General features: G+C 43.1%; 28 protein-coding genes. 7 read left to right on the top strand and 21 right to left on the bottom strand.

Features of this window, described 5'->3' with window-relative positions:
* Positions 1-126: 126 nt before the first annotated feature.
* From KDM87_RS04770 to KDM87_RS04680, 19 genes are all read right to left on the bottom strand, one after another.
* Positions 127-1,791 (bottom strand): ArnT family glycosyltransferase, encoded by a 1,665-nt coding sequence (locus KDM87_RS04770; protein ID WP_212678033.1) that lies wholly within the window; start codon positions 1,789-1,791, stop codon positions 127-129.
* A gap of 76 nt (positions 1,792-1,867) precedes the next feature.
* Positions 1,868-3,082, bottom strand: coding sequence for an EAL and HDOD domain-containing protein (locus tag KDM87_RS04765; protein WP_212678032.1), 1,215 nt, complete (start codon positions 3,080-3,082; stop codon positions 1,868-1,870).
* A 295-nt stretch (positions 3,083-3,377) separates the two neighbouring features.
* Positions 3,378-3,773: a chemotaxis response regulator CheY gene (gene cheY, locus KDM87_RS04760; protein ID WP_186885540.1), complete on the bottom strand. Its 396-nt coding sequence runs from the start codon at positions 3,771-3,773 to the stop codon at positions 3,378-3,380.
* 101 nt (positions 3,774-3,874) lie between these two features.
* Positions 3,875-4,951: a protein-glutamate methylesterase/protein-glutamine glutaminase gene (locus KDM87_RS04755; RefSeq protein WP_212678660.1), complete on the bottom strand. Its 1,077-nt coding sequence runs from the start codon at positions 4,949-4,951 to the stop codon at positions 3,875-3,877.
* A 50-nt stretch (positions 4,952-5,001) separates the two neighbouring features.
* Positions 5,002-5,610, bottom strand: coding sequence for a chemoreceptor glutamine deamidase CheD (cheD, locus tag KDM87_RS04750; protein ID WP_186885542.1), 609 nt, complete (start codon positions 5,608-5,610; stop codon positions 5,002-5,004).
* Positions 5,607-6,506: a CheR family methyltransferase gene (locus KDM87_RS04745; protein WP_212678031.1), complete on the bottom strand. Its 900-nt coding sequence runs from the start codon at positions 6,504-6,506 to the stop codon at positions 5,607-5,609. Before KDM87_RS04745 ends, cheD begins: the two co-directional genes overlap by 4 nt.
* An 83-nt stretch (positions 6,507-6,589) precedes the next feature.
* Positions 6,590-8,290, bottom strand: a complete 1,701-nt coding sequence (locus KDM87_RS04740) for a methyl-accepting chemotaxis protein (RefSeq protein WP_212678030.1) — start codon at positions 8,288-8,290, stop codon at positions 6,590-6,592.
* A gap of 62 nt (positions 8,291-8,352) precedes the next feature.
* Positions 8,353-8,868: a chemotaxis protein CheW gene (locus KDM87_RS04735; protein WP_212678029.1), complete on the bottom strand. Its 516-nt coding sequence runs from the start codon at positions 8,866-8,868 to the stop codon at positions 8,353-8,355.
* Between the two features lie 32 nt (positions 8,869-8,900).
* Complete coding sequence (gene cheA / locus KDM87_RS04730; protein ID WP_212678028.1) at positions 8,901-10,949, bottom strand: chemotaxis protein CheA; 2,049 nt, start codon at positions 10,947-10,949, stop codon at positions 8,901-8,903.
* A gap of 36 nt (positions 10,950-10,985) precedes the next feature.
* Complete coding sequence (locus KDM87_RS04725; protein ID WP_186885547.1) at positions 10,986-11,351, bottom strand: response regulator; 366 nt, start codon at positions 11,349-11,351, stop codon at positions 10,986-10,988.
* Between the two features lie 54 nt (positions 11,352-11,405).
* Positions 11,406-11,954, bottom strand: a complete 549-nt coding sequence (locus KDM87_RS04720) for a chemotaxis protein (protein WP_212678027.1) — start codon at positions 11,952-11,954, stop codon at positions 11,406-11,408.
* A gap of 50 nt (positions 11,955-12,004) precedes the next feature.
* Positions 12,005-12,934, bottom strand: coding sequence for a flagellar motor protein MotB (gene motB / locus KDM87_RS04715; protein ID WP_186885549.1), 930 nt, complete (start codon positions 12,932-12,934; stop codon positions 12,005-12,007).
* Between the two features lie 21 nt (positions 12,935-12,955).
* A complete protein-coding gene (motA, locus tag KDM87_RS04710; RefSeq protein ID WP_186885550.1) occupies positions 12,956-13,816 on the bottom strand; it encodes a flagellar motor stator protein MotA in 861 nt (286 codons plus the stop codon).
* 137 nt (positions 13,817-13,953) lie between these two features.
* A complete protein-coding gene (locus KDM87_RS04705) occupies positions 13,954-14,766 on the bottom strand; it encodes a class I SAM-dependent methyltransferase (protein WP_212678026.1) in 813 nt (270 codons plus the stop codon).
* 23 nt (positions 14,767-14,789) lie between these two features.
* On the bottom strand, positions 14,790-15,344 hold the full coding sequence (flhC, locus tag KDM87_RS04700; protein ID WP_212678025.1) for a flagellar transcriptional regulator FlhC: 555 nt from the start codon (positions 15,342-15,344) through the stop codon (positions 14,790-14,792).
* Between the two features lie 43 nt (positions 15,345-15,387).
* Entirely contained in the window at positions 15,388-15,705 is a 318-nt protein-coding gene (gene flhD, locus KDM87_RS04695; RefSeq protein ID WP_186885553.1) for a flagellar transcriptional regulator FlhD, read from the bottom strand.
* 525 nt (positions 15,706-16,230) lie between these two features.
* Positions 16,231-16,950 carry a DNA polymerase III subunit epsilon gene (gene dnaQ / locus KDM87_RS04690; protein ID WP_212678024.1) on the bottom strand — a complete coding sequence of 240 codons (720 nt, stop codon included), beginning with the start codon at positions 16,948-16,950 and terminating at the stop codon, positions 16,231-16,233.
* Entirely contained in the window at positions 16,950-18,359 is a 1,410-nt protein-coding gene (gene tilS / locus KDM87_RS04685; RefSeq protein WP_212678023.1) for a tRNA lysidine(34) synthetase TilS, read from the bottom strand. Before tilS ends, dnaQ begins: the two co-directional genes overlap by 1 nt.
* A complete protein-coding gene (locus KDM87_RS04680) occupies positions 18,356-19,330 on the bottom strand; it encodes an acetyl-CoA carboxylase carboxyltransferase subunit alpha (protein ID WP_212678022.1) in 975 nt (324 codons plus the stop codon). The genes tilS and KDM87_RS04680 overlap by 4 nt, the downstream gene beginning before the upstream one ends.
* Positions 19,331-19,875: 545 nt before the next feature.
* On the opposite strand from KDM87_RS04680, the gene KDM87_RS04675 reads away from it, so the two are divergent.
* The 5 genes from KDM87_RS04675 to KDM87_RS04655 are packed head-to-tail and all read left to right on the top strand — an operon-like array spanning position 19,876 to position 24,171.
* Positions 19,876-20,910 carry a nuclear transport factor 2 family protein gene (locus tag KDM87_RS04675; protein WP_212678021.1) on the top strand — a complete coding sequence of 345 codons (1,035 nt, stop codon included), beginning with the start codon at positions 19,876-19,878 and terminating at the stop codon, positions 20,908-20,910.
* Positions 20,910-22,172 carry a L,D-transpeptidase family protein gene (locus KDM87_RS04670; protein ID WP_230407602.1) on the top strand — a complete coding sequence of 421 codons (1,263 nt, stop codon included), beginning with the start codon at positions 20,910-20,912 and terminating at the stop codon, positions 22,170-22,172. The genes KDM87_RS04675 and KDM87_RS04670 overlap by 1 nt, the downstream gene beginning before the upstream one ends.
* A gap of 12 nt (positions 22,173-22,184) precedes the next feature.
* Complete coding sequence (locus KDM87_RS04665; RefSeq protein ID WP_212678020.1) at positions 22,185-22,847, top strand: peptidylprolyl isomerase; 663 nt, start codon at positions 22,185-22,187, stop codon at positions 22,845-22,847.
* Positions 22,848-22,883: 36 nt separating this feature from the next.
* Positions 22,884-23,372: a peptidylprolyl isomerase gene (locus KDM87_RS04660; protein ID WP_186885559.1), complete on the top strand. Its 489-nt coding sequence runs from the start codon at positions 22,884-22,886 to the stop codon at positions 23,370-23,372.
* Between the two features lie 19 nt (positions 23,373-23,391).
* The gene (locus tag KDM87_RS04655; RefSeq protein WP_212678019.1) at positions 23,392-24,171 is read left to right on the top strand and encodes a UDP-2,3-diacylglucosamine diphosphatase; all 780 of its coding nucleotides are present in this window, start codon (positions 23,392-23,394) and stop codon (positions 24,169-24,171) included.
* Between the two features lie 26 nt (positions 24,172-24,197).
* Here the strand turns inward: KDM87_RS04655 and KDM87_RS04650 are convergent, their stop codons facing one another.
* Positions 24,198-24,890 (bottom strand): ABC transporter ATP-binding protein, encoded by a 693-nt coding sequence (locus KDM87_RS04650; RefSeq protein ID WP_212678018.1) that lies wholly within the window; start codon positions 24,888-24,890, stop codon positions 24,198-24,200.
* Positions 24,891-24,906: 16 nt separating this feature from the next.
* On the opposite strand from KDM87_RS04650, the gene KDM87_RS04645 reads away from it, so the two are divergent.
* Entirely contained in the window at positions 24,907-25,539 is a 633-nt protein-coding gene (locus KDM87_RS04645; RefSeq protein WP_329604897.1) for an arylesterase, read from the top strand.
* Between the two features lie 3 nt (positions 25,540-25,542).
* The gene (gene mnmH, locus KDM87_RS04640) at positions 25,543-26,604 is read left to right on the top strand and encodes a tRNA 2-selenouridine(34) synthase MnmH (protein WP_212678016.1); all 1,062 of its coding nucleotides are present in this window, start codon (positions 25,543-25,545) and stop codon (positions 26,602-26,604) included.
* Positions 26,605-26,609: 5 nt separating this feature from the next.
* Here the strand turns inward: mnmH and ccoS are convergent, their stop codons facing one another.
* Positions 26,610-26,753, bottom strand: a complete 144-nt coding sequence (gene ccoS / locus KDM87_RS04635) for a cbb3-type cytochrome oxidase assembly protein CcoS (RefSeq protein WP_212678015.1) — start codon at positions 26,751-26,753, stop codon at positions 26,610-26,612.

The following is a 26,753-nucleotide window of genomic DNA, read 5'->3' as shown; positions in this document are numbered from 1 at the left end:
GTTGAGGCAATAGCAGGAGACAGTTTCTCTCTAACTATCGCAGGTTGGATGAGAAAACCGTGATTATACCTTGATGCCCTTACAGGCTCCAGAAGGCGTCGGTTTTAAATTCAGTAAATATCTGAATTAATTGGTAAAAATCAGAGTATTACCAGATTCTCTTGTTAGTTTAAATTCAGAAAAATACTTCTTTTGTCTGAAATCAGGTAAATCTTCTTTCAGAACCATCAATGCAATCTTTTGCTTATCAAGCAGATTCTGAAACTGCATATCACTTAGCACGATATTATTTTTTTGAAGCTTGTTGCCCCAAAATAAATCACTACTTCGGCTATCAACGATTCGAACGGGAGATTTCAAATAGAATGGCAATGAAGATTGATGCTCAAAAACACGGTATAAGACAACCTCAGACTGAGGAAAATCTGTCCTCAACCATGCAGCAACTGCTTTTGTGGAAATATAATTTTGCCTCACGTCGATCACTTGCAACATGGCCGGCAAACTCATCATCGGAACCAAAACGTATAACAACACTCCCAGTTTACGTATGCGAAATGAGAAAAATGTCACCAGGATTGATGTGATCAACAAAATTTCCGCAAAATACCGGGTAAAAATCCCCTTAATAAACAGGCCATTCAGGGCCTCGTTTTTTCCATTCAAAAACCACCAGGTCAGCGCAAAAAATAAAATTGACAACAGCACACCCGGAATTACCAGTCCCCACTGACCACCAAACTTCGCATCCTCCAACATGATAGCCAGTTGAATAGCCACAAATGGCATCACAATGACGAGGTAATAATTTGCCTTCGCACTGGACACAGAAAAAAATACCATAGGTATCAGCCAGGCAATGCACAAGAACAAATGTATATCCCGGTGACGCGCAATATTCGTTCGGGCCAATGCTAAGACCGGAAGAAAAAATGACCATGGGAATAGAAACAGCAACGCCCGTGGAAGGTAATACCACCAGGCACCTGCATAGTAATCATGAGGCTCCCTCTTACCCAGGAATCTTAAGATGTGCTCGTTAATGAAATAAAACCACGGGAAGATAGGCTCAACCAGCATTGCAGCGATATGCCACGGAGTCGCAATGAGGAAAAAAACCAACAAACCCTTCCAGTGCAAACATTCATATAAACGCGACAGGAAATTTTTCAACGTTGACGAGCTTAACGCGAGATAAGAGCCCATCACCGCGAAAAATAAAATCAGCGCAACAAATCCCTTCGCCAGCAAAGCAAGTGCCAGCATGGCCATACAGACGTAAAGTAATTTACGTTGTTTTCGTACGCAGAACAGATATCCCGACATCACTGCCGCCGTCAGCAATACCGTCAGCAACATATCAAACATCAGGATACGGGACATCGCGGTAACACCGAGACTGCTGATAAACACAATAGCTGCTAACCTGCCAGCGTACTCTCGCCCTATCGATTTTGTGAACCACAAAATCAGCCCCACACATCCAATACCAGAGGACACAGGAACCAACCTGGCAACCCACTCTGACTCACCAAATACTGCAAAAAAAACGGCAGTCAACCAATACAAAAGAGGTGGCTTCTCCATGTACGGTAGTCCGTTCAGATGAGGAATAATCCACTGGTGCCAATCACCGGAACGTAACATCTCACGAGGAATTTCTGCGTACAATCCTTCGTTGTTATCCAGAATCGGATAGCTACCCAACTTAAAGCTCACAAAATAACAAACAATACCCCATACCAACCAAAGAGGTATTTCTGGAAATTGAATGTTATGCTCGCGCTTCATCAGTAATTTTGTATCAAATCAATGAATAAAAAAAACGGCAAGCATGAAGGCTTGCCGTTTTTGCCAATCAATATCGTTATGCAGCTGTCGCTACATTTTTCGCCCACACTAAAGCAGCCAAATGAGCTGTATTAACGTCCTCGGCCGAAATCTTTAACGACTCAGCCAAAGAACCAACCAGCATACTATTCAACTCACATGCCTCTGCCAAGGCAAGGTAAGGGCCAAAAACCCCTCCCCTGGAAATCAATGCCTCTGTAACGACTTCAGGCAACTGTATCGTCGAGAGTACATCCTCCATAGGCAAACCAAGTAAGCGATCCAGCAAGGAAAACATCCCTGCGACAAAAAGATTCTCAGCTTCAGACTTCGGCATTTTCATTTGACCGAGTAACTCTGCAAAGCGCCCCCTGACAATTGCTGTTTCCAGCAACACTGGTGAATATCCGCTCGTACTAGCTGTTGCAAGTAAAACAGTTAACCATCTGTATAGCGGACTGTACCCCAACATTTGCACCGCATGCTTCAACGACTGAATTTCTGTGCGCAGGCCAAAACCAGCAGAGTTAATATAACGCAACAACTTGTATGCCAGCGTAGCATCACGTTTAACAACCAACTCCAGTTGCTGGACATCCGCATTCTTTCTGACCATTTCCATCAACTGCAATATCGTAGTCTGCGCTGGATTCAAGCTTTTTGGTGCGGAACTTGGTCTTGGAATCAAATGCAACTTTCCAACAAAACTATCCAAGCCCAAAGCTGCGCAAGCATCAAAATCCTGCCAAGTAGACACATTACGCGCCACCATCTTTACCGAGGATTGCTTCAGCGATGCATATACTTTTGCCTGAGACGCAAAGTTAGCCGCATTTAACTGCACTTCAATATGAGAGACAAACGCAAAAAATGAACGTTCCAACGTTGTAACTTCAGCCCCACGAAGGCAAATGCCAAAGCCCAAAGCCCGCAGCTCCTTTACTGCTGCCAGTGTAGATTCATCCGCAAAATACTTCTTATGCAGAATCAAGACTGTATTTTTTGGTGGAAACGATTTGAGTCCATCAGCATGCAATAATTCAGGCAATGCTTCAAGAAACACCAAGCTGTCCGCAAGTAAAAAACCGTCATCATCATTCAGATGACCAGCAACAAATTCCAATAAATAATCGAGATTTTGGCTATCTACCTGAGCGTTGGAATCCGCTTGTTGCCATGAAAACTGAAAACCAATAACACGCTGTTTAGGATCAAGCAACGGTTCTCTTAAGATGAAATTATCTTCAATCATATAGAATTTATTATTTATTTAACCACAAAGACAAAGTCATCAGGAACAGAATTCATTCAACAGGTCATTTGATTTCACTGATGGGCAAAAACATTTTTTGTCTCGAGGTTTTTGCGGACAATTTAAAAACGTCAGTCACTTTTTCAAAGTCATCCGACTAAGACAAGCATCTCATTTAAGACTATTTGGCAGGTACTCTGTCACAGAGTACCGACAAAACTAAGACTACGGTCAAATAGAAAGTCTGACGATAAACCAACCACCCAGATGCATTCACATTTAGCAGCAGCTTAAATCAGGCGCTCTTACCCAATTTCTCAAAAATTTTTGAAAGCTTTTCATCCAAGGTTGCGGCAGTGAACGGCTTAACAACATAGCCATTGGCGCCCGCTTGTGCGGCAGCAATAATATTTTCTTTCTTCGCCTCTGCTGTCACCATCAAAACTGGAATTTTAGAAAGTGCAGGATCAGCACGAATATGTTGCAGCATAGTGAGGCCATCCATATTAGGCATATTCCAGTCAGAAATAATAAAGTCGAAATCACCGTTTTTCAACTTCGCAAGCCCCATCGCTCCGTCCTCAGCCTCGTCCACATTGGAGTAGCCTAACTCTTTAAGCAAATTTCTTACAATGCGACGCATAGTAGAAAAATCGTCCACAACTAAAAATTTCAGGTTTTGATCGGCCATGAATTACTCCATTATTTCTTTGAATACAATTACTAATATTATCGGTCAATTTAAGAATAAGAGGTGGGTTAAATTGCATTAAAGCATGTCTCCTCGCTCCGTCAGACCCTAAGTGCACGGCTTCCATGTGTTGCTAAATAATGTAATACCTTTGTTGGCAATTCATTTAAGGGTGCAACTTCATGTGTCGCACCAATTGCAATTGCTTCCCGAGGCATTCCAAATACTACACAAGTTGCTTCATCTTGCGCAAAATTATAAGCACCGGCATTCTTCATTTCTAACATACCAGCTGCACCATCTTTCCCCATACCTGTCAATATAACACCAACGGCATTTTTACCGGCATAAACAGCGGCTGAACGGAACAGGACATCAACTGATGGGCGATGCCGATTTACAGGCTCGCCGGTATCGAGTTGGGTTACATAATTAGCGCCACTACGGGCAAGGAGTAAATGCGAATGTCCTGGTGCAATATACGCATGCCCTGGCAAAACACGCTCGCCCCCCACGGCCTCAGATACAGAAATTTTACACAAACCGTCAAGTCGCTTTGCAAAAGAGCGGGTAAAACCTTCTGGCATGTGTTGAGTAATTAAGATACCCGGACAATCTGACGGCATTTGCACAAGAAAATTCTTTATCGCTTCGGTACCCCCGGTCGAAGCGCCAATAATAATCAGTTTCTCACTACTGGTTAAAGGATTCCGTACCAATGGCAAAGCACCCGGTGTATCTTTCGTATGATCGACAGCAGAAAGCACTCTTGGTCGGATTTTTGCTTTTGATGCAATGCGGATTTTATCGGCGATTAACTCAGCATAATCAAGCATGCCACTCTGAATCGACATTTTTGGCTTTGAGACAAAATCAACCGCCCCTAATTCCAGTGCCTTCATCGTGATCTCCGACCCTCGTTCAGTCAGTGAAGACACCATAATCACCGGCATCGGCCTCAAACGCATCAGGCGTTCAAGAAAATCCAAACCATCCATTTTTGGCATTTCGACGTCTAAAGTCAAAACATCTGGGTTCGTCTGTTTAATCAGTTCTCTGGCAACCAGCGGATCAGGCGCGACGCCAACAACTTCCATATCCGGTTGGCTACGAATAATTTCACTCATGACGCTACGAATGAGCGCCGAATCATCAACAATTAATACTTTTATTTTCATCTGGAAAAATTCCATATTCGCCTGAAGCTTACAAAAAATTCAGGTCAAAATTAAAACAAATCGACTTCCCCACCCACAGAGGTCGTTTTTAAGCGACTTGCATAATCCTGCTCACGTTTTCTCAGTGTGTCATTGTGTTCTACTTTTAATTTTTTGACGAGAACCTTACCGGTTTTTGGGAAAAAATATACTTTGCGAGGATAAATATCATTCAGATCCTCCGCAATCACGCGCATGCGCTCCGCCTTTAAATAATCCAGGACAAACTTTGCGTTTCTCTCGCCCACGTTGATAGCTGTAAAACCACGCAAAACATTTCCACCGCCAAAAACTTTTGCTTCCATGTTTTCTCGCTTCGCTCCGGCTTTCAGTAACTCATTAATAAGCACTTCCATTGCATAGGTACCGTAACGCATAGAGGCAGAAACAGGATTGTCAGCATCCCCACCAGTATCCGGAAGCATGAAGTGATTCATTCCCCCTACGCCAGTCACACGATCACGAATGCAAGCAGAAACACAAGAGCCGAGAACCGTCACGATCAACATATCTTTGTTCGTGAAATAAAACTCTCCAGGTAAAATTTTTGCAGCGTCACAATCAAACGTCCTATCAAAATATACGTTCGTTGCAAAATGCTCTTCACTCAACTTACTCATAAGCTACCTTTGTGCAAATGATTTGTTGAAACTCGTCCATTGGCAGCATTACCAGAAGAAAGCTCGTACACGGTTTTCCCCTTCAACTTAAAATCATCCGACACGTATAAAAAATTCTCTGAATGCCCAGCGAACAATAATGCATCGTGCTTCATTAATGGAACAAATTTCCTGAGAATTTTGCCCTGAGTAGGCTTATCAAAATAGATCATCACGTTTCGACAAAAAATCGCGTCAAACTCCCCTGACAGCGGCCAACTATCAGCAAGCAAATTAAGCTGTTTGAAGGTAATCATATCGATTAGCTCTTGCCTTACTCTGACAAGTCCATCTTGGTTACCTTTTCCTTTAAGGAAAAATTTTTTCACCCGGTCTGGAGATAATTTTTCTACCCTATCGATGTTATACACACCTTTTGACGCAGTATTCAAAACGTTAGTATCAATATCCGTAGCCACAATGTGCGCAGGGGGACGCAAAGTACCAAAGGCCTCACAAAGAGTCATGGCGATCGAATAAGGTTCCTCTCCGGTCGAACTGGCGGAACACCAGATTTGAATCGGTTGCTTACGATGTTTTACAAAATCCGCAAGAATAGGAAAATGATGTTCTTCCCGAAAAAAGGAAGTCAAATTTGTGGTTAAGGCATTCGTAAACGCCTCCCACTCCAAACTGTCGTGCTCTCTCTCCAAACTGTTAAGATAATCCGAGAATGAATTTATTCCTGTCGCCCGTAAGCGCCTTGCGAGACGACTATAAACCATCTCTTGCTTGCTATCGGCGAGAGATATGCCTGCCCGCTTGTAAATCATTTCTCTCACACGATCAAAGTCACGAGAGTTAAATTCAAACTCCTTTGAATTTTCTGATCTTTCTTTTGCGCCAGTATTTCTCATCAAAGACTTTCAAAACTAAACTCAGAACTTATTAAGCACCAAAGAACACCCGAATCCACATACGAACACGCATTCATTAAAAATCAAAACTCTTCCCATGAGTCATCTGCAGCAACCTTCTTAACATTGGAAGATTCGGTATTTTTTGATGCCGCAGGCAATGCCGCTGGCTTAGTGTGATTTGGTTTGGCTGATGGTTCACGATATTGCGCGACAGGCCTCGCCACTGGCCGCAGTGAATTAGACAATTTAAATACACTCACCGCTCTGGCCAATTCGACAGCTTGCTCTTCCATACTTTCAGCTGCAGCTGCGGCCTGCTCAACTAACGCAGCATTTTGCTGAGTCATTTCATCCATCTGAGTAATTGCCAGATTGACTTGCTCAATTCCAGCACTTTGCTCCTGACTTGCAGCGGCTATTTCACTCATGATATCGGCAACATGTTGAACGCTAGTGACGATTTCATCCATCGTTTTACCAGCCTCATCAACCAGCTTACTTCCTTGATCAACCTTATCAACCGAGTCGTCAATCAAAGATTTAATTTCTTTTGCTGCGCCGGCACTGCGTTGAGCTAAATTTCTCACTTCGGCGGCGACAACTGCAAAGCCTCGTCCCTGCTCCCCGGCTCTGGCGGCTTCAACCGCAGCATTCAACGCGAGAATATTCGTTTGAAAAGCGATCCCATCAATAACACCAATAATATCGACAATTTTTCTCGAACTGTCTTTAATTGATCCCATGGTATTCACAACCTGACCGACAACCGCTCCCCCTTTAACTGCAACGCCGGTCGCAGATACGACCAACTGATTTGCCTGTCGCGCATTATCTGCATTTTGCTTCACTGTACTTGTCAACTCTTCGATAGAACTGGCAGTTTCTTCTAAAGAACTCGCTTGAGATTCGGTACGCTGGGAAAGATCCGCATTTCCTGACGCAATTTCCTGAGCTGCAAAAGTAATTGTTTCGGTTCCTTCCCTTACTTTGCCAACGGTTGCAGCCAAGCTGCTGTTCATATTTTTGAGCGCGAGCAATAGCGAAGATACTTCATCATTACCGGCAACAACAACATCACTACACAAATCACCACTGGCAACTGTTTCAGCCAAACCAAGCGCTTCAGATAGTGGTTTGGTGATGCTGTTAGTCAGTATCCAGGCAATCAATGCCCCTATACAGAGCGCAAAAAACAGTATCACATAAAGAATGTAAGACAACTTTTTAGCTGCAGAATCTGCATGATCAAAAGCCTGAGTAGCGGCGACGGCTTGTAACTCAACCAACTTATTGATTTCAATAATTTGTTTATTACTAATTGGGTCTAAAACCGTTGCAATTATTTTTACGGCACCCTCAGCGTTAAAAGCCAAAGCCTGACCAACCGCATCTTTAAAAGGACCTGAGGCCTCTTTATCTAGTTTAGCTATCTCGTCAACGATCTTTTTTTCGTCGTCACTTAATCCTAAGGCTGAAATTTTTTCTTTTGAATCATCGTATAACTTACGCTGAACCTTGACTCGTCCTTCTTCTTTTTGCATCTCACCGACATCCGATTGGATACCGATATTACGCATCGCAATACCACTTTCATAAAGAGAGCTTTTCATCAGATTAGCCAATGCCTGCTTTTGGTTCGCCAAGCGCAGGCTTTCTGACATATCTTTACGATTCGACGCATTCAACGCATTGACCAGCAACATCACCGCGACAATACCGCCAAGAATAAGGGCGAATCCTAAAGCTAAACGAGTACCAATTTTCAAATTACGTAAATTCACAACTATCTCCCTGATAAACAGTTATTCTGTTTTTATTATGATCTTAAAGAAAAATTTACTACTTAAGCTAACTGATCGACGAGCCCCATTTCTGGGCTAGACATCAATTTATCTATATCGACCAGAATCAGCATACGATCTTCTAACGTTCCTAAACCAATCAGAAAATCAGTGCTGAAGGTCGTTCCCATTTCCGGCGCGGGCCTGACCTGACTAGGCAACAAGGTTGTGACATCTGACACACTGTCTACCACCATCCCAACAATTCTGCCTTCAATGTTTAAGATGATGACAACTGTAAACTGATCGTAAGTCGGACTTCCGAGATTAAACTTAATTCTCATGTCTACAACCGGAACAATAATTCCTCGCAGATTAATCACACCCTTCAAAAAGTCGGGCGCATTTGCAATCCTGGTAACGGCTTCGTACCCACGAATTTCCTGGACTTTTAAAATATCGATGCCGTATTCCTCATTTCCCAGTGTAAACGCAAGAAACTCATTGCCCGCGACATCAGAATTTCCTTCGTGAGCGGAAGTTTTAGTTTCGTTGGCTAATTGTGTCGGTTGTGACATTTTCAATCCTTTATTTACGTTTCTAACTATGACTATCTGTTTGACCGGAGCAATGCAGAAACATCCAGAATAAGAGCAACGCCTCCATCGCCCAAAATTGTCGCCCCAGAAATTCCCGGCACTTTTTTATAATTTGATTCAATATTTTTAACAACGACTTGTTGTTGTCCCACTAAATCATCAACAAATAAAGCTGCTTTTTTTCCATCCACTTCAACAATGACGAGAATACCTTCGGACGGATTAAGAAATTTAGGTGTTAAATTAAAGCGCTGATAAAGAGGAACTAAGGGTAAGTATTCATCTCTGACCTTAACAACGGTTCCTTTGCCACTGACCTCTTTAACATCTACTGCGGCTGGTTGCAGAGATTCGACTACAAAACCAAGTGGCAATATGTATATTTCATCACCGAGCTTAATTGACATCCCATCCAAAATCGCTAATGTCAACGGTAACGAAATCGTTATGGTAGTACCCAACCCCATTGCAGAACGAATATCAACAACACCTCCCATCGCAGAGATGTTTCTCTTGACGACATCCATACCCACACCACGTCCTGAAACATCCGTCACAATTTCTGCCGTTGAAAACCCTGGGGCAAAAATAAGTTGCCAAACATCAGAATCTGACATCGAATCTGGCGCCACTAAGCCATTTTCACGAGCCTTTGAAAGTATTCTTTCCCGATTCAGTCCGCCACCGTCATCACTCACTTCTATGACAATATTTCCACCTTGATGAACGGCCGACAGAGATAATTTCCCAATTTCACTTTTACCGCTTTGCGTTCTGATTGCTGGTATTTCTATCCCGTGATCGATACTATTTCGCACCAAATGCGTCAGAGGATCAACGATTCTCTCGATCAACCCCTTATCCAGCTCAGTCGATGCTCCGTGGGTAATGAAATCGACTTTTTTACCTAACTTTGTCGCAAGGTCTCTCACCATGCGTGGGAAACGAGAAAAAACATAATCCATCGGCATCATGCGAATTGACATGACGGCCTCTTGCAGATCACGTGTATTCCGCGTCAAGTGCGCGACACTCCCCAATATGCGCTCGTGAACGATAGGATCTAATTCCTGTGTTCGCTGCTCGAGCATCGCCTGAGTAATGACAAGCTCGCCGATTAAATTAATGAGTTGATCGACTTTTTCTATTCCTACACGGATTGTTGAAGTTTCTTGGGAGGCAATATGCTTTTCCGCGTCTTTCTTTACTGAACTCTTCTTCTCTACATGATTCGCAGGCGAAGCAACACTGTTAGCTTGCATTGTTAGTTCAGTGGATTTATCTGAATCCGAAGCAGACTCTAAAGGAGGGAACATAGAATCAAGTGGCTCAAAAAAGCCGTACCCCAATTCATCTTCAGTTTTTTCCTTACTTTGCTCGGCAGCTTGCGCAGAAACTGGCACTTCTGTAACGGTAAAGCAATCTGGATTCAGAATAAATAAGCAAATAGAAACGATATCGTCAGCAGCTTCGTTTGTACTCAGATAAAAAATGGTTTTATCTGATTCAGATTCAATCTTATAAATCGATCCAAGCAACTCCAGCTCAACTTGCAACGCCTTCGCATCATTCTCACTCAAACCCGCCATTTCAATTTTGAATGCAGATTTATATTCAGTATTATCCAACTCAATAACAGGAGTTGGTGGCGGCGGAGCGACAACTGGCGCGGCCTCATTTGAAAAAGATTGCAACAGCATTCTGGCATCACCAACGGCATCCTGATCCACCGGGGTGCCAAGCCGATGACCGTTCACTTGCATTTTCAGAATATCTTTTGCGATAAGAAACGCATCAACGTGCTCAGCAGTCAACGCCATTTCACCTTTTCTGATTTTATCTAACAGGGATTCTAAAACATGAGTCACTTCACTCATGTCATTAAGTCCAAAAGTAGATGCTCCTCCCTTTATTGAGTGAGCTGTACGAAAAATAGCATTTAAGTCCTCTGGTTCAGGGGACAAAACATCGACGGCAAGCAGCAGCTTTTCCATTTCGGCAAGAAGTTCATCCGCCTCGTCAAAAAAGACTTGAAAAAACTGACTCATGTCAATCGTCATTATTAAACTCCGGGATATACATTAATAAACTGGAAATCAGCCTATTACTTTTTTAACGACTTCTGTGAGCTTTTGCGGATCAAAAGGTTTTACTAACCAACCATTTGCGCCAGCTGCACGTCCTTTAGATTTCATGTCATCGCTAGACTCGGTGGTCAACATCAGAATTGGCACTCTTTGGTAAGTAGCCAATCCTCTTAACGATTTAATTAAAGTCAACCCATCCATTCTTGGCATATTCTGATCAGTTAAAACGAGATCCACTACTTGATTCCTCGCTTTCTCAAGGCCATCTTGCCCATCAACCGCTTCAATTACCTGATACCCGGCAGCCTTTAAACTAAATGCAACCATCTGTCTCAATGAACCAGAGTCATCTACCGCTAAAATCGTTTTGGCCATAATTACTCCATTTTTCGAATTAAATGCAACATACCTGAAAGCCTGAAGTGCAACTTAAAACAGCTCAACATCTCCGCTTTCCAAATGTTTCTGATGAACTACCTTTCTCAACAAATTCTGCAGATCAGCGCTCTGTTTTTCGAGTCGTGAGGTGGTTTCTTTCAAAAGACAAGCGATATCGTCACTGTCAATATCCAGTGTGACATCCCCCCCGAATAAGCCTAATGTTGTTAACACTTCTCGGAGCCCCTCGCAGCGTTGCATCGTGCGGGAAAGTAACTGACTCGTCATATCCTGAAACTGCAAACCAGTTACTGCGGCGTTAACATGGGTAGCAATTTCAATTTGAATTGTTTTCAATTTATCGCTTGTTGCCTCAGGAATCACACCGGAATTAATGATCAGTTGAATTTCTTCTTGCTCCCTCAAAATCGCAGAGTGAAGCGCAAAAAAACTGGCACTAAGTTTTTCAATGGCCTCACCGAGCAAAATTGCTGTTTGCGCCAAGTCGGTTTCAACCTCAGAAAGATGGGCGTTTCCATGATCTGACACTCCCGTTAACAACTGCTTTACCTGAGAACTCAACAGTTTCTTTTCGGACATCTTAAGCATCCTCTCTGCATAATTTTTCAATGGCTAAGTGCAATTAAAAGTTACTTTGCAGACTTAACAGAAACTTCAGCGCTTGAATCTGCCTGATTTACTACCTCAACCGCACCACCATCCTGCGATGCAGATTCTTCCGCTTTCTTATTCATCACGATAATACTAATACGCCGATTAATCGGATTGAGCGGGTCTTGCTTGTCAAATAAAACAGATGAGGATAGACCCACAACCCGTAAAACCTTAGACTCGTCCATTCCGCCAAAAATCAATTCACGCCTGGATGCATTCGCCCGGTCCGCAGATAACTCCCAATTGCTGTATCCCTTTTCCCCCAAACCATAAGGAGCCGAGTCAGTATGCCCAGACAAACTGATTTTATTCGGAACCTCATTTAATGCTTTGCCAATCTCATGCAAAATCTCTTTTGTATAAGGTTGCAATTCAGCCTTTGCCAACGCAAACATTGGGCGATTCTGCTCGTCAACCATCTGGATACGCAAACCCTCAGTTGTTATATCCAGCAGCAACTGCTTTTTATACATTTTCAGCGTGGAATTGGACTCAATTGCCGCTTCGATTTTCCCCTTCAAAGCTTTAAGCCTATCTGCATCAGCTTTTGCTAACGCAGCCTCAGCAGCCTGAAGGTTATAGGAGCGTTTCTGCGACTCGATATCTCCCTTGCGGTTCTGCCCCTCACGCAAACTAAGATCCTTCCCACCACCTTTAATCACGCTCGAGCTATCACCGCTACCATCACCGCCGGCCATTGCGACTTTTAGCGGAGTCTGAAAATATTCAGCAATACCTTGCAAATTTCCTTTCGCCGTAGAACCAAGAAGCCACATAAGAAGAAAAAATGCCATCATTGCGGTCACAAAATCAGCATAGGCAATCTTCCACGCGCCGCCATGGTGACCACCACCAGATTTTTTAATCCGCTTTACTATTATCGGCCGCAGCTCTTCATTTGCCATTGGAAAACCTTGCTAGACTCACTATTTTGACTTCGATTGTTTTATATGCTCTTCCAACTCACTGAAAGTTGGTCGCTCAGTTGAATATAAAACTTTGCGCCCAAACTCAACTGCCAATGCGGGGGCGTAACCATTTAAACTGGCAAGCAAAGTTACTTTTATGCATTGAAAAGTTTTTGATGACTCCTCCAATTGCTGCTCCAGCAAACTTGCCAGAGGTGCCACGAATCCATAAGCAATCAAAATACCCAAAAAAGTCCCAACCAAAGCGTGCGCAATTAAAATCCCTAATTCAGCAGGAGGAATACCAACAGATTCCATTGTATGCACCACGCCCATTACCGCAGCAACAATACCAAAGGCCGGCAAGCCATCTCCCAATCTAGCGATAAAATGAAAAGGCATTGCTCCTTCGTGGTGATGCGTTTCCAATTCATTATCCATAAGATTTTCAATCTGAAAAGCATCCATATTTCCTGACACCATCAATCTTAAATAATCACAGATAAACTCCATCATGTGATGATCATGGACAATTGATGGGTATTTACTGAACAACGGACTTTCTTCTGGCTTTTCAATATCACCCTCAATCGACATCAACCCTTCTTTCCGAACTTTTGTAAGCACATCGAACAGCATGGTCATCAGTTCCATATACAGAGCTTTTGAGTATTTGGATCCCTTGAAAACGTTTGGCAGAGTCTTAATTGTTGCTTTTAAATTCTTAGCGTTATTTCCCACAAAAGAAGCACCAAGAGCAGCGCCACCGATCATGAGCAACTCTAATGGCTGAAATAAAACAGCAAGGTGCCCACCTGCTAGCGCATAGCCACCAAACACAGACCCTAAAATTACAATATAGCCAACAATAACTAACACGGAAAATTACTCCCTGACTGGAAAATTACGCTCAAATATCTTACGTCAATCATATCAGCACGATTGATAGGAATCATCAGAAATTGATGTAAATCTATGCGGAAATGATGTTTCTTTCAAAGAATTTACGATGGAGATCACATTTGCCACACATACAATATCGCCCCTTTTTCACTCACTTGAATTTCGAAACTAGGAGGCTCACCATCAACAGGAAATTCGTAACTCATAAAAATACTTCCAGGCACCATTTCATATTGCACCTTTTTCCAAATTTCTGACATCACTACTGGCGACAAATAAGCAAAAACAACATCAAATTTTTCAAAATTTAAATATTCGTAACTCCCAAGTTGAAATTTGACGTTTTGACGACGTAAGATTTTTGACCTTAGAAAACTAAACAACCAGGGAAATGAGGAAATTTCAACACCAGTTAACTTCCAATCCGGTCTGGCTTTAGACAAATCGATAATCAAGCCACCCAAACCACTTCCCGCATCAAGTAGCTGCAACTTTTCTTTATCAGAGAAAAATTCTAAAAGCCGTTCCGACAACGACGAATGAGAGGGGAAATATGGCACCCTTGTAGTGAGAGTGGTACCGAAGACAAAAAAAAGAAAAAGAAATATAACCAAGCTAAGCGCGGACGAAATCTGCAAATACAAACCAAGGGAGACAAAAATGGGAAAGATGAATGCAATAACATTCCACCACCACTCAGATTTAAGCAGAAGTGAAATTAGGAGAGATAGAAATGAATGAAATAAAAGAAGGAGAAGAAATGTGAACGGAATAAATACGTATCCGTAAAATTTTTTGGCAATGACAGCAAAAGCAAAACAAACGACAAATGATAAAACCTGAACCAGTAGAGCCTTTAATAAGGGATATTTGGCCTGAACGCTTGAAGGACTAAGGCTTTTGTGACTAACACGCAATGCCTCCAAAGCAACTCCTATTTAATTAATTATTAAGCCACCATCGCCAAAGGAATGTCAGCCTCTCTCGTTTTTTTAGTTTTACCTGCGCGGGAAGGCACGTGGCAAAGCCCACACTTATAATGATTATTCAAATCCAATGAATGTGCAACAAAATGACCGCCGCATTCAGAACATTTTGCAAATGTTAGCATTTTCCCTTCGAAAAACCGAACCAAAGTCCACGCTCTCGTCAAAGACAGCACCGCTTCATCAGGCGATACACAACCAACCTGCTCAAGATAAAGCCGATAAGACTTAACAACTGCTTCGATACCAGAAACTTCAGCATGCTCATTCAAGTATTTATAGATATTCATAAATAGCGATGAGTGGATGTTTGGTTGCCAGGTCGTAAACCAATCCGTTGAAAATGGAAGCATTCCTTTAGGGGGAGACACACCTTTCAGCTCTTTATAAATTTTCAAGAGCCTCTCGCGTGAGAGTGATGTTTCAGACTCCAACAATTGCAAGCGAGCACCAAGATTCACTAAATCTATCGCCAATTGAATCTCTGACGCTTCATTCAAAACACTTTTGCTAGCCATATCAACCTCTCTTCATTACTTAAAAGATACTCAACACACAGTTTTAATGAATTTCTTCAACAGGTTGTCCTGCCATTAAAATCGCTGCGTGAGAATGAGCAAGAGAACGCTCTTTATTGTAGTTAGTAAGCATGCAAAGAATCGAGCTGTCTTCAAAACGAAATCTTGCCAGCATCATATTGGAGCCAGCCAGCTTGAGGATTTGTGAATTATTCAAACCCTCAATTAAGTCAGCAATTTCCTTACCTATTCCGAGGCGAAAAATGGCAGTTGCCTTATCAGCACGAATCATTTGCTGAGCAAGCATTAAGTAACTCAAGTTTGCATCACGTATTTCAGCCATCATGTCGTTCTGTGTCATTTTCCTACCCTCCAATACATGTTCAAAGGCGAAGTATCTTGCCGTTGAGATACATTGTGAGTGACCACAAAATCCGGGTGTATAGGAAAAAACAGGTATTTAGATGAAGGAAAAACAGAACAAGCTTGTAAGACAAATTCTTACAAGCTTTATTTTTGAATGTACGCTGATTTTTTATTTTTTTATTTCAAGAAAGCTAAAGTAAGCTCAAAAATTAAAATTCTATAAAAATCAAATACTTAGATATATTAATACCCAATATCAATTGGACTTAATACCATTAACGGCAGCATTTTTTAAAACTTTAGGGTAATTAGAAAATAAATTTAAAAATATTTTCCGGTTAATTTCTTAACGGCAGCATCAGAAAAAACTTTAATTTTTTTTGGATTTTTTTAAAGTTTTTTCTGTTTTTGTGCAATGTCGCAACAAACTGCCTAGATTTGATGTGGAGAACCCACGAAAAAGAAGGTAAAAATACAAAACAAATATAACGAAACAGCAACGACTTATTTATATTCAAATCTATGTAGGTGGACTTCGCCACACACAACTCTGCTTTAACTGCTTATCCAAACCAGACAACAGTGCTTCGTGCTCACGTAACTCGTCGGATGACGCCGTCTTAAGAATAACTTCGTCGATAGGAGTATCAACAAACACAACCTCTTCAATTACCGGCTTTTCTTCAACAGGCAAATCAATTTCAAAACTATTCTGCCCTCGGGACATTGCCAAAAATACGTCAGCCAAAAGCTCCGCATCAAGCAACGCTCCATGCAACTTTCTGTGCGAATTAGATATTTCGTAACGATCACATAAAGCGTCAAGAGAATTTCTCTTCCCCGGGTGCAGCTCTTTAGCCTGAACCAACGTATCGGTAACGATTTCAACATAATCAGTAAACAGCCCCAGACCAACTCTGGCAAACTCAGCGTTCAGAAAAGAGATATCAAAAGGCGCGTTGTGAATAACAATTTCAGCGCCTTTAATATATTCGCAAAACTGATTGACCACTTCAGAAAATTTTGGCTTATCACTGAGAAATTCTGTGGTCAATCCATGCACTGCAAGCGCGCCTTCTTCAGAGTCACGCTCAGGATTAATATATTGATGATAATTATTACCGGATAATTTCCGGTTAATTAACTCAACGCAGCCAATCTCAATAATTCTATTGCCGTCACGCGCGCTTAAACCGGTTGTTTCAGTATCTAAAACAATTTGCCTTAAATTCTTTTCCATTACATGGATACCTTATTCGATTGATCAGCAACCCACTTTAATAAAATCCTGTTTCCACTCCCTTGCGAACAAAAACTGGACTGCATCCCCACGCCTGCAGCGAATATAAGTTGATCACCAATTGATACGAAAGGGAGCTGCTGCCTTACCCAAAACGGGATTTTTAAGGATTGATAGTGACTTTTCATATCACGGGTAGATCGATTTTCTGCCAACTTCAGGCGCTCGCCACCTCGGCGAAAATGAAGCTCAAGTGATCGCTCTTTTAGCCATTCACAATCAACACCAAAATCTGAATATTGAAAATACAAAGTACCGCCCATGCCCGGGAACTCTAACTTATCTTCCCCTGACCATTTAAAGATCTCAGACTTTTCCGATCTATCCTGCTCCTCCAGTCTGGAAGTTGCATAGATTCTGTCTCGGTATCGATGTATCGCCAAATTATCATGGAAAACTGTAACGCGGGCATCATCACGCGCATCGAACAATTGCTTGAGTATCTCCGTCAGCCTTGAGGTAGTTGGCATTTTTGATCGAAGCTTAACAAACCACAGTCGCAATAAATTATTAACACGCTCAGGCGACAGCGAACGAATAGATTGCAAACTTAAACCATCGTCATCCGAGCAAGTACGTAAATCATGCCCAGCTAGATCCTCCAACAATATACGTGTGGATCGCATGTGCGTTGCTGTTCTTGCTATACGTTTAGAAAACCCTGGTGACACCTCTTCCAGCATGGGCATCACTTTATGTCTTAACGCGTTTCTCAGAAATCGTGCGTCATCATTTGACTCGTCGTGTACGTGCAAAATGTTACGCGAATCAACAAATTTCTCTAAGTCTCCCCTGGTTTCCTGCAACAAAGGACGCATCAACATCAAGGTGCCAACACCAAGCAAGCTCTCAGCAGTATTAAATCGATCCATCCCTGACAATCCAGCAACACCAGACCCCCTCAACATCTGCATTAAAAGAGTTTCGGCCTGATCATCCTGATGATGAGCGGTCAGGCAAAAATTGATCTGGTGCTCTTGGCAAATTCGCCCAAGAGCCAGATACCGAGCACTTCGTGCGCTGCCCTCTATTCCCTCCGTTTTAGTAACATCGAGCGTAATTTTTTCATATAAAAAAGTTACGCTATGTGCAAGACATACCGATCGACAATGCTCAAGCCATGAATCAGCATTTGTGCTGAGTCCATGATGTATATGAATTGCGACTAGGGAAATTTTACGAAGACGACAATACTCAATTGCCAGCATAAGGAGAGCAGAAGAATCAAGCCCGCCACTATATGCAATAGCCATCCCGGGGACTGACTCAACCCCTAACTCTGCAAAGTAGGAGTCCAGTACTTCAGAAAAGCGGTGCTGTAAAGCACCGCTGTTACCACGTTGATTCATTCAGAAATCTTTGTTTCCTTGAACTTACCATAACTCATCAGTTTTTCATGGCGAGCACTAAGCAAATCTTTAGTTTTAACACCCTGGAACTGGCGCAGTGTATCAGCCAGCGCACGCTTAACCAGAGAACACATCTGTTTAGGATCTCTGTGCGCACCACCAAGCGGCTCGTTGATAATCTTATCAATCAATCCCATTGCTTTTAAACGATGAGCCGTCAACCCCAACGCCTCTGCAGCATCAGATGCCCGGTCCGATGTTTTCCATAAAATAGAGGCACATCCTTCAGGTGAAATCACGGAATAGGTCGCATACTGCAACATCAATACCGCATCGCCAACGGCTAAAGCCAAAGCACCACCAGAACCGCCCTCACCAATAATTGTTGTGATCAGCGGTACTTTCAGTTCAGCCATCACATATAAATTATGTCCAATCGCTTCCGATTGCCCACGCTCTTCCGCATCAATCCCGGGCCACGCACCGGTAGTATCAACAAAAGTGAAAACGGGAATATCAAATTTCTCTGCCAGCTTCATCAAGCGCATGGCTTTACGGTAGCCTTCGGGTTTCGGCATACCAAAATTACGCATGGCCCGCTCTTTCGTATCGCGTCCTTTTTGATGGCCGATGACCATGCAGGACTGCCCATTAAAACGAGCTAGACCACCAACAATCGACTGATCATCAGCGAAGCTACGGTCACCGTGTAGCTCATGAAAATCGGTAAATACGTTATTGACATAGTCCATCGTATATGGACGCTGAGGGTGACGAGATATCTGCGACACCTGCCATGGTGTCAACTTTGCATAAATATCTTTTGTCAGCATCTGACTTTTTTTGGAAAGCCTGTCGATCTCTTCAGAGATATCTACAGCAGAGTCATCCTGTACGAAGCGCAACTCTTCAATTTTAGTTTCGAGCTCAGCTATTGACTGCTCAAAACTCAGGAATGTCGTTTTAGTCATCGTGCCTCCTTAAATCCACACGAGTTGAGAAAATTCTTACGAATTGACAAAGTCAATATATATATAGTTCACCTGCATAGATTGCTTGCCGCGCTGAAGCCCTCGTGCGCAATAACTTCAATTGGCCGCAACCCCAAAATACAAAATCAGTTGATGGAACAACTTTACAAATAAATAATCAGAGATTTCTCAAAGAAATGCTGTAAATATTCGAACGACGCAGATTAAATATCAAAATTGCCCATTCTGTCCAGCATCCGTTCGCTCTCAAACCAAATCAACAGATAAATACTGCCTTCATCTTTTATCTGCAGCCATTTCCCTATCGATAAAATTCAGCCTTATTCAAAATGGACTGAATATTCAAAACATAAGGTATTTCATTGTGTCCAAAAATAAAGATGAATTCACGAATCTCTGATGTTTACTTGAGCAAAAGCCCAATGAGCACACTTATTTGATAAGATGACGCTTACGTATAGCTTTAGTATAACATTGCCGCTCTTATGTTCAGTCAATCTCAGATAAATCCAAGCCAGAACGCCATGCGCCAAATCTTAAAAAGTGTTTTCGTCATATCAAATTTATCGTTCGCGTTATTCTCCGCCCCCTCGTTCGCTGACGATGCAGCCGATGTAGGAAAATTGCTTCGCGCAGGCCAAATATCTGAAGCACTTCAAAAAGTAGACAGTGCGCTGGCTGTTCGCCCTAAAGACGCTCAAATGCGTTTTTTAAAAGGATTGATTCTTACGGAACAAAACAAAAGCGCTGAAGCGATTAATATTTTCACCAAGTTAACTGACGACTATCCGGAATTACCTGAGCCCTATAATAATCTTGCTGTTTTATATGCGGCGTCAGGACAATATGATAAAGCCCGGGCATCTTTGGAAATGGCAATCAGAACAAATCCGACGTATGGCACGGCGCACGAAAATTTAGGCGATGTCTATGCGAAGTTAGCCAGCCAAGCGTACGACAAGGCGCTGCAACTTGATTCGGGAAATACCACTGCCAAGTTAAAACTGACCTTAGTTCGTAATCTGGTTGGCAATACCACCGGTGGAACAAATCCTAAAACAAGCCCATCGCCAGCAATACAAATTGCACAGGCGGCGTCTCCCAAGGCGTCAGTTGCGCCGACTCCAACAAAGCAAGTCACTGCGCCAGTAAAGGCCGAACCAGAACCAGTTAAAGCCGAAACAAGCAGTAAATCAAAAGCGTCACAGATCCAGGATAAGGACGAAGATGACGTCATGAAAGCTATTGAAAATTGGGCGAAAGCATGGAGCAACAAAGATACCAACGCCTATCTGGCACACTATGCCAAAGACTTCCAGACACCTAAAGGCGAGTCGCGAAAAGCTTGGGCAGAAGAAAGGCGCGAGAGAATTGAGGGCAAAGGTCGCATCAGCGTAAAAATTGAAAGTGCCAAAGTCAACATCGACGGCAACAATGCAACCGTTAAATTCCGCCAGATATACACCTCTGACCGACTGACCGCCAACAGCCGCAAAACCATCAACATGACGAAGCAAGATGGTAAATGGCAAATTAAGCAGGAGCGCGCGGGTAGCTGATGTTTTTCGCTGTCAATAGAAATGCTTCGATCGTCAACATCGCCGCGAAGCGGGTTTTTTGCGCCCTCCTTATCTACTGTATTTCAATCTGCATCGCTACGTTTGATGCTAAGGCCAGAACGCGCCCGCAAAAAATGCCTGCTGAACAAATTTCAAGTACAGCGAATCCTGATCAGCTTTTAATTGAAGTTTATAAAAATCTTGCAGAAAATAAGCTTCAAAACGCTCAAGTTAAAATTGATGAGTTAATCGAAGCCTATCCTCACTTTCAATTAGCGCACCTGATCAGGGGGGACTTGTTACTCATGCACACACGTCCGGTAGCCAGTTTTGGTGCGGGAGCGAATGTTCAGGGTGAAAAATTAAAAGAACTACGCGATGAAGCTGCAGCGAGAATCAGATCTTTTCGGGAACGCCCGGCTCCAAATTTGCTTCCGAGACCAGTTATTCAGCTACGTGAAGATCAAAAACAAGTAATTCTCGTCGACGCAAAAAAATCTCGCTTATATCTCTACGAAAACATTGCAGGGCAACTCCGGCTTATCAGCGATCATTACATCAGTCAGGGTAAATTTGGTACAAATAAATTTAAGGAGGGGGATCAAAAGACCCCGCTCGGAGTCTATTACATTACCAGTCGTTTATCCGGAAGCAAGCTTCCCGATTTTTACGGCCCGGGAGCACTTCCACTGAATTATCCTAATGAATGGGATAAAATTAACGGCCGCAGTGGTTCCGGTATCTGGCTACATGGCATGCCCTCCAGTAGTTTCAGTCGACCGCCCTTAGCGTCAGATGGCTGCGTCGTACTGACAAATCCAGATTTTTTAAAAATCGCTGCATCAGTCGATATAGGCAGAACTCCGGTCATCATCAGTGAGCACATTGAATTCGTTAATCAAGCAAAATGGAGTCTTGATAAACAGTTTGCGGCAAAGTTACTGGAAGAATGGCGCCTTGATCTTGAAAGCCAGAATGCCAACCGGATTTTTGCAAATTACTCGAGAAATTTCAGAGCAAACCAAGGGGAAGATTTAAACTCATGGTTTTCCAAGCAGAGACAGACATGGGATAACTGGGTTACTCCCATTATTAAAGTGAAAGACGTGACTCATTTTATTTATCCAGGTAAGGATGAAATGATAGTCAGCACCTTCACACAAGAAGTTACTTCAGGAAAAGCCAGGACCACTACCAGAAAAAGGCAATACTGGAGGAAAGAAGCAGCCAAATGGCGAATTGTGTATGAAGCAAACGTATAACAGGCGAAAAAAATGACATCCTTGTACAAAAAAATTTCAGGTTTTATTTTTGCTGGTGTAACTTTATTCAGTTCACAGCTTTTAATGGCGGAAGAGTTACCCAAAGTCTCCATAAAAACAAGCGTTGGAGAAATCGTGGTGGAACTTTACCCTGATGCTGCCCCCAATACTGTAGACAATTTTCTGAAGTATGTTAAAGCCGGACACTACAAAGCAACGATTTTTCATCGTGTGATCAATGACTTCATGATCCAGGGTGGTGGCTACGATAAAAATATGAAGGAAAAGCAAACGCGCAAACCTATTCCTCTGGAAGCACGTCGCGCCTTGGATAAGGGCCTGAAAAATGAGCTTGGTACCATTGCTATGGCGAGAACCGAAGATCCAAACTCTGCGACTGCACAATTTTTTATTAATGTAAAAAATAACGAATTTTTAAATCACCAGATATTGCCAGATGGTGATCCCGTAGAATTCAACTACCGTGGCAGTATGGTAAAAGCACCAAGAAACAAAGCCTTGCTCGCGACTGCTGGTTACACACCGTTCGGCAAAGTCATCAAAGGGATGGATATTGTCGACAAAATCAAAGCCGTAGAGACCAGCGATGCACACATGATGCAAAATGTGCCTAAGCAAAACATCATCATCGAATCTGCAAGCATAGTTAAATAATTTTCTTTTATCTTCACTTCATTACCAAGGAATATCATGGCCGTCATTCTGACTACAAATTTAGGTGCTATCAAAATCGAACTGGATGCAGAAAAAGCACCGAAGACCGTTGCTAATTTCATTGCGTATGTTGAATCCGGTCACTACGCAGGCACTATTTTTCATCGCGTCATCGATGGCTTTATGATTCAAGGCGGCGGTTTCGAGCCAGGCATGAAACAAAAAGAAACGCAAGCACCAATCGAGAATGAAGCTAACAACGGCCTCAAAAACCAGCGTTACTCAATCGCGATGGCGCGTACCGGCGCACCGCATTCTGCGTCCGCTCAGTTTTTTATCAATACAGCTAACAACAGTTTTTTAGACTATCCAGGTCAGGATGGTTGGGGCTATTGCGTTTTCGGAACAGTAACAGAGGGTACGGACATCGTTGATAAAATCAAAAGCGTAAAAACGTCACGTTCAGGTATGTTCCAAGATGTACCAGTTGAAGACGTGATCATCGAAAAAGCAGAAGTGGTCTAAATAAAAGCTTCGCAACACAGTGAACTCTCAGCATTCACAGGAACTAGCGCAACCAGAATTGGTTGCGCTGTTTGTTTCCGATATCCACCTGTCTCCCGCCCTGCCAAAGACAACCAGTGCCTTTCTGACTTTTCTGAGGCAAAAAGCGACGCAAGCAAAACAACTCTATATTCTTGGTGATTTATTTGAATACTGGGTCGGCGATGATGACATCACTGATGACTACAATCAAGAGATCGTGTCTACACTGAATGCCCTGACCAAATCAGGAGTCGAGCTATTCTGGATCGCCGGAAACAGGGATTTTTTAGTCGGTAGCATTTTTGCGGAAACGACTGGAGCCAAACTCCTCCCAGATCCCAGCACAGTGAGCATTGCCGGGCTTCATATCGTTATTTGTCATGGTGATGCTCAATGCACCGACGATACTGACTATATAAAATTCCGGACCATGGTGCGTAATCCTGAGTGGCAAAGACAATTTCTGAACAGACCGTTATCTGAGCGAAAATTGATTGTTCAGAGCATGCGCATGAACAGCAAGAGTGAACAAGCGCAAAAAGACAGCAACATTATGGACGTCAATAGTGACGCCATTGCAAAGCTGTTCGAAGTATCAGCGTCCGACATCATGATTCATGGCCACACGCACAGACCCGCCAGACACACAGAAAAGGGCAAATATCGTTATGTACTGCCTGACTGGGATATCGATACCAACAAACACAGAGGTGGTTGGCTTGGCATCTTTGACGACGGAAAAATAATCCTATCGGATCTCAACGGTCAGGAAATATAAGGAACTGTTATTTCCTGACCAAAGGACTATTCAGACACCAAATGCCCGGCTGAAATCTTCAGTGTTCGGCCGCATCTCGCCGCAATCGACAAATCATGCGTAACTAAGACCAGAGTTGAATGTCGTTCACGATTCAGCGTGAACATCAATTGAATAATCGATTCTCCCGTCTGCGCATCCAGACTACCGGTTGGCTCATCTGCAAACAAGAGCGGCGGCTCCGTCACAAAAGCGCGTGCCAGCGCCACACGCTGCTGTTCGCCTCCGGACAAATACTTTGGATAATGCCGCAGGCGTGCAGCAAGCCCGACTCTATCAAGCATCGCCTCTGCTTTTTCTTTGGCTTGTTTATCGCCACGTAATTCTAACGGCAACATCACATTTTCAAGCGCAGTCAGATGCGCGAGTAACTGAAAAGACTGGAAAACAAAGCCCAATTTTTCTTTACGAAACCCGGCACGCTCATCCTCACTTAAGGAAAACAGATCAACACCATCTAACAACACCTGACCCGAACTCGGCACATCCAACCCGGCGATAATACCAAGCAAGGTAGACTTACCAGAACCAGATGCACCAACTATCGCAAGCGTCTCCCCTGCATGCGCGGTAAAATCAATACCGTTGAGTATCGTTAAATGGCCAGTCGCATCATCGACCTGCTTAACAATATTTTTTACTTCAATTGCTACTTTTGCTGATTCTTTAGGATGTGTCATGCTGTCTTTTCGATCTGTGTACCAATTTTTATCTGAACCGCTAAAAATAGTGTTCGTTGTCAGTTTGGGAATGACGACTGTGCACGCTCATTCTGCATCAAAAACCATACTTGTGCTCGGCGATAGCCTGTCAGCCGAATATGGACTGGCAAGAGGAGAAGGTTGGGTCAGCCTGATGGAAAAACAACTGGCTGAAAAGAAAATAAGTGCGCAGGTTATCAATGCAAGTATCAGCGGAGAAACTACTGTCGGTGGAAAAACCCGACTCCCGTCTTTAATGGAAAAACACCATCCGGACATTGTGATCATCGAACTCGGCGGCAATGATGCCTTGCGCGGCTTATCATTGAAAGCATCCGAAGATAACTTTCGCGCCATGATTACCTTCGCAAAAAAAGAAAAGGCACAGGTGATCCTTACCGGTATGCAAATACCGCCAAATTACGGGAAGGAATACGCGCAGAAATTTTTCTCTTTATATTCAATGCTGGCCACCGAACAGAAAATCGTACTGGTGCCCTTCCTGCTACAAGGTATCGCCGATTCAAATGATTTTTTTCAGGCGGACAGAATCCATCCTGTAGCGAAAGCACACCCTGTTATTCTCAATAATGTCTGGCCACACCTTTACCCATTACTCAGAAAATAATTTATGAAATATCCTGAGGTCTGTTTTTTTGATGACATCGTCCCGGACTTACATCAGTTCGATTGCATCATTGATGTCCGTAGCCCATCCGAGTTTGCTGAAGATCACATTCCTGGCGCCATTAATTGCCCTGTCCTCAACGACGAGGAAAGAATCCGTGTCGGCACCATGTACAAGCAAGTCGGCGCATTTGAAGCCAAACGCCTTGGCGCAGCGTTGGTGGCGATCAATATAGGAAACCATCTGACACAGTTATTTCAGGATAAGCCAAAAGAATGGCGCCCTCTGATTTACTGCTGGCGCGGAGGTAATCGTAGTGGTTCAATGGCGCACATTTTTTCCAGAATCGGCTGGCCCGCAGCACAACTACATGGAGGCTACAAAGCATACCGCCAGCATGTTAACGAAAACATTCCGCTTCTAGCGCAAGGAATCAACTGGAAGGTTTTATGCGGACCAACCGGTAGTGCTAAAAGCCGGCTATTGGAGGCACTGGATAACGTTGGGCAACAAGTGTTGGATCTGGAAAAATTTGCTTGTCACCGAGGATCAGTACTGGGTGATATTCCGAATGAAAAGCAACCCTCACAAAAACATTTTGAAAGTCGCATCTGGGAAACTTTACGCAAGATTAATAAAACCCAGTACGTATACGTCGAAGCCGAAAGCAAGAAAGTTGGAAACCTGCGGGTGCCGGATTCTATTATGGAAGGAATCAGAGCTGCAGCATGCATTTCACTGAAACTCGACATCCGGGAGCGGGTCAATTTACTGATGGAAGATTATGCGCACTTTATTGATAACGCTGACCATCTGGGGCAGCAGTTAGATTTTTTAACCTCACTCCACGGCAAAGAAAAAATCACTCAATGGAAAACCCTCGCATCTCAACAGAACATTCAGGCTCTGGTGCGGGCATTACTGGAGGAACACTACGACCCTGCGTATCACAAATCAATCAACAAAAATTTTTCTCAATTTCTGGCAGCACAGGAAATTCACCTGCCCGGAATTGATGTCAAGAGTATGCAAGACGCAATCAGAAATATCGTCGCTGAAAAATGATCAGATCAACCTTCGACATCATCCAGAATGCGCTGCCCTTCCTGATCCAGTTCGTCAAACTGACGATGATTCACAGCCCACCAGAATAAGGCGCCAATCGCAAAGACAGCTACCAGACTCACAGGTATCAGCAAATACAAAATATCCAT

It is taken from the genome of Cognatundibacterium rivi (genome assembly GCF_018139565.1).
Lineage (GTDB): Bacteria > Pseudomonadota > Gammaproteobacteria > Burkholderiales > Burkholderiaceae_D > Undibacterium > Undibacterium rivi.
This window is presented reverse-complemented; position numbering and strand designations above follow the sequence as displayed.

Excerpts from the sequence above, each read along its gene's own strand:
- KDM87_RS04770 (WP_212678033.1), bottom strand. The coding sequence starts at position 1,791 with ATGAAGCGCGAGCATAACATTCAATTTCCAGAAATACCTCTTTGGTTG.
- KDM87_RS04765 (WP_212678032.1), bottom strand. The coding sequence starts at position 3,082 with ATGATTGAAGATAATTTCATCTTAAGAGAACCGTTGCTTGATCCTAAA.
- cheY (WP_186885540.1), bottom strand. The coding sequence starts at position 3,773 with ATGGCCGATCAAAACCTGAAATTTTTAGTTGTGGACGATTTTTCTACT.
- KDM87_RS04755 (WP_212678660.1), bottom strand. The coding sequence starts at position 4,951 with ATGAAAATAAAAGTATTAATTGTTGATGATTCGGCGCTCATTCGTAGC.
- cheD (WP_186885542.1), bottom strand. The coding sequence starts at position 5,610 with ATGAGTAAGTTGAGTGAAGAGCATTTTGCAACGAACGTATATTTTGAT.
- KDM87_RS04745 (WP_212678031.1), bottom strand. The coding sequence starts at position 6,506 with ATGAGAAATACTGGCGCAAAAGAAAGATCAGAAAATTCAAAGGAGTTT.
- KDM87_RS04735 (WP_212678029.1), bottom strand. The coding sequence starts at position 8,868 with ATGTCACAACCGACACAATTAGCCAACGAAACTAAAACTTCCGCTCAC.
- cheA (WP_212678028.1), bottom strand. The coding sequence starts at position 10,949 with ATGACGATTGACATGAGTCAGTTTTTTCAAGTCTTTTTTGACGAGGCG.
- KDM87_RS04725 (WP_186885547.1), bottom strand. The coding sequence starts at position 11,351 with ATGGCCAAAACGATTTTAGCGGTAGATGACTCTGGTTCATTGAGACAG.
- KDM87_RS04720 (WP_212678027.1), bottom strand. The coding sequence starts at position 11,954 with ATGTCCGAAAAGAAACTGTTGAGTTCTCAGGTAAAGCAGTTGTTAACG.
- motB (WP_186885549.1), bottom strand. The coding sequence starts at position 12,934 with ATGGCAAATGAAGAGCTGCGGCCGATAATAGTAAAGCGGATTAAAAAA.
- flhC (WP_212678025.1), bottom strand. The coding sequence starts at position 15,344 with ATGGCTAGCAAAAGTGTTTTGAATGAAGCGTCAGAGATTCAATTGGCG.
- flhD (WP_186885553.1), bottom strand. The coding sequence starts at position 15,705 with ATGACACAGAACGACATGATGGCTGAAATACGTGATGCAAACTTGAGT.
- dnaQ (WP_212678024.1), bottom strand. The coding sequence starts at position 16,950 with ATGGAAAAGAATTTAAGGCAAATTGTTTTAGATACTGAAACAACCGGT.
- tilS (WP_212678023.1), bottom strand. The coding sequence starts at position 18,359 with ATGAATCAACGTGGTAACAGCGGTGCTTTACAGCACCGCTTTTCTGAA.
- KDM87_RS04680 (WP_212678022.1), bottom strand. The coding sequence starts at position 19,330 with ATGACTAAAACGACATTCCTGAGTTTTGAGCAGTCAATAGCTGAGCTC.
- KDM87_RS04675 (WP_212678021.1), top strand. The coding sequence starts at position 19,876 with ATGCGCCAAATCTTAAAAAGTGTTTTCGTCATATCAAATTTATCGTTC.
- KDM87_RS04670 (WP_230407602.1), top strand. The coding sequence starts at position 20,910 with ATGTTTTTCGCTGTCAATAGAAATGCTTCGATCGTCAACATCGCCGCG.
- KDM87_RS04665 (WP_212678020.1), top strand. The coding sequence starts at position 22,185 with ATGACATCCTTGTACAAAAAAATTTCAGGTTTTATTTTTGCTGGTGTA.
- KDM87_RS04660 (WP_186885559.1), top strand. The coding sequence starts at position 22,884 with ATGGCCGTCATTCTGACTACAAATTTAGGTGCTATCAAAATCGAACTG.
- KDM87_RS04650 (WP_212678018.1), bottom strand. The coding sequence starts at position 24,890 with ATGACACATCCTAAAGAATCAGCAAAAGTAGCAATTGAAGTAAAAAAT.
- mnmH (WP_212678016.1), top strand. The coding sequence starts at position 25,543 with ATGAAATATCCTGAGGTCTGTTTTTTTGATGACATCGTCCCGGACTTA.
- ccoS (WP_212678015.1), bottom strand. The coding sequence starts at position 26,753 with ATGGATATTTTGTATTTGCTGATACCTGTGAGTCTGGTAGCTGTCTTT.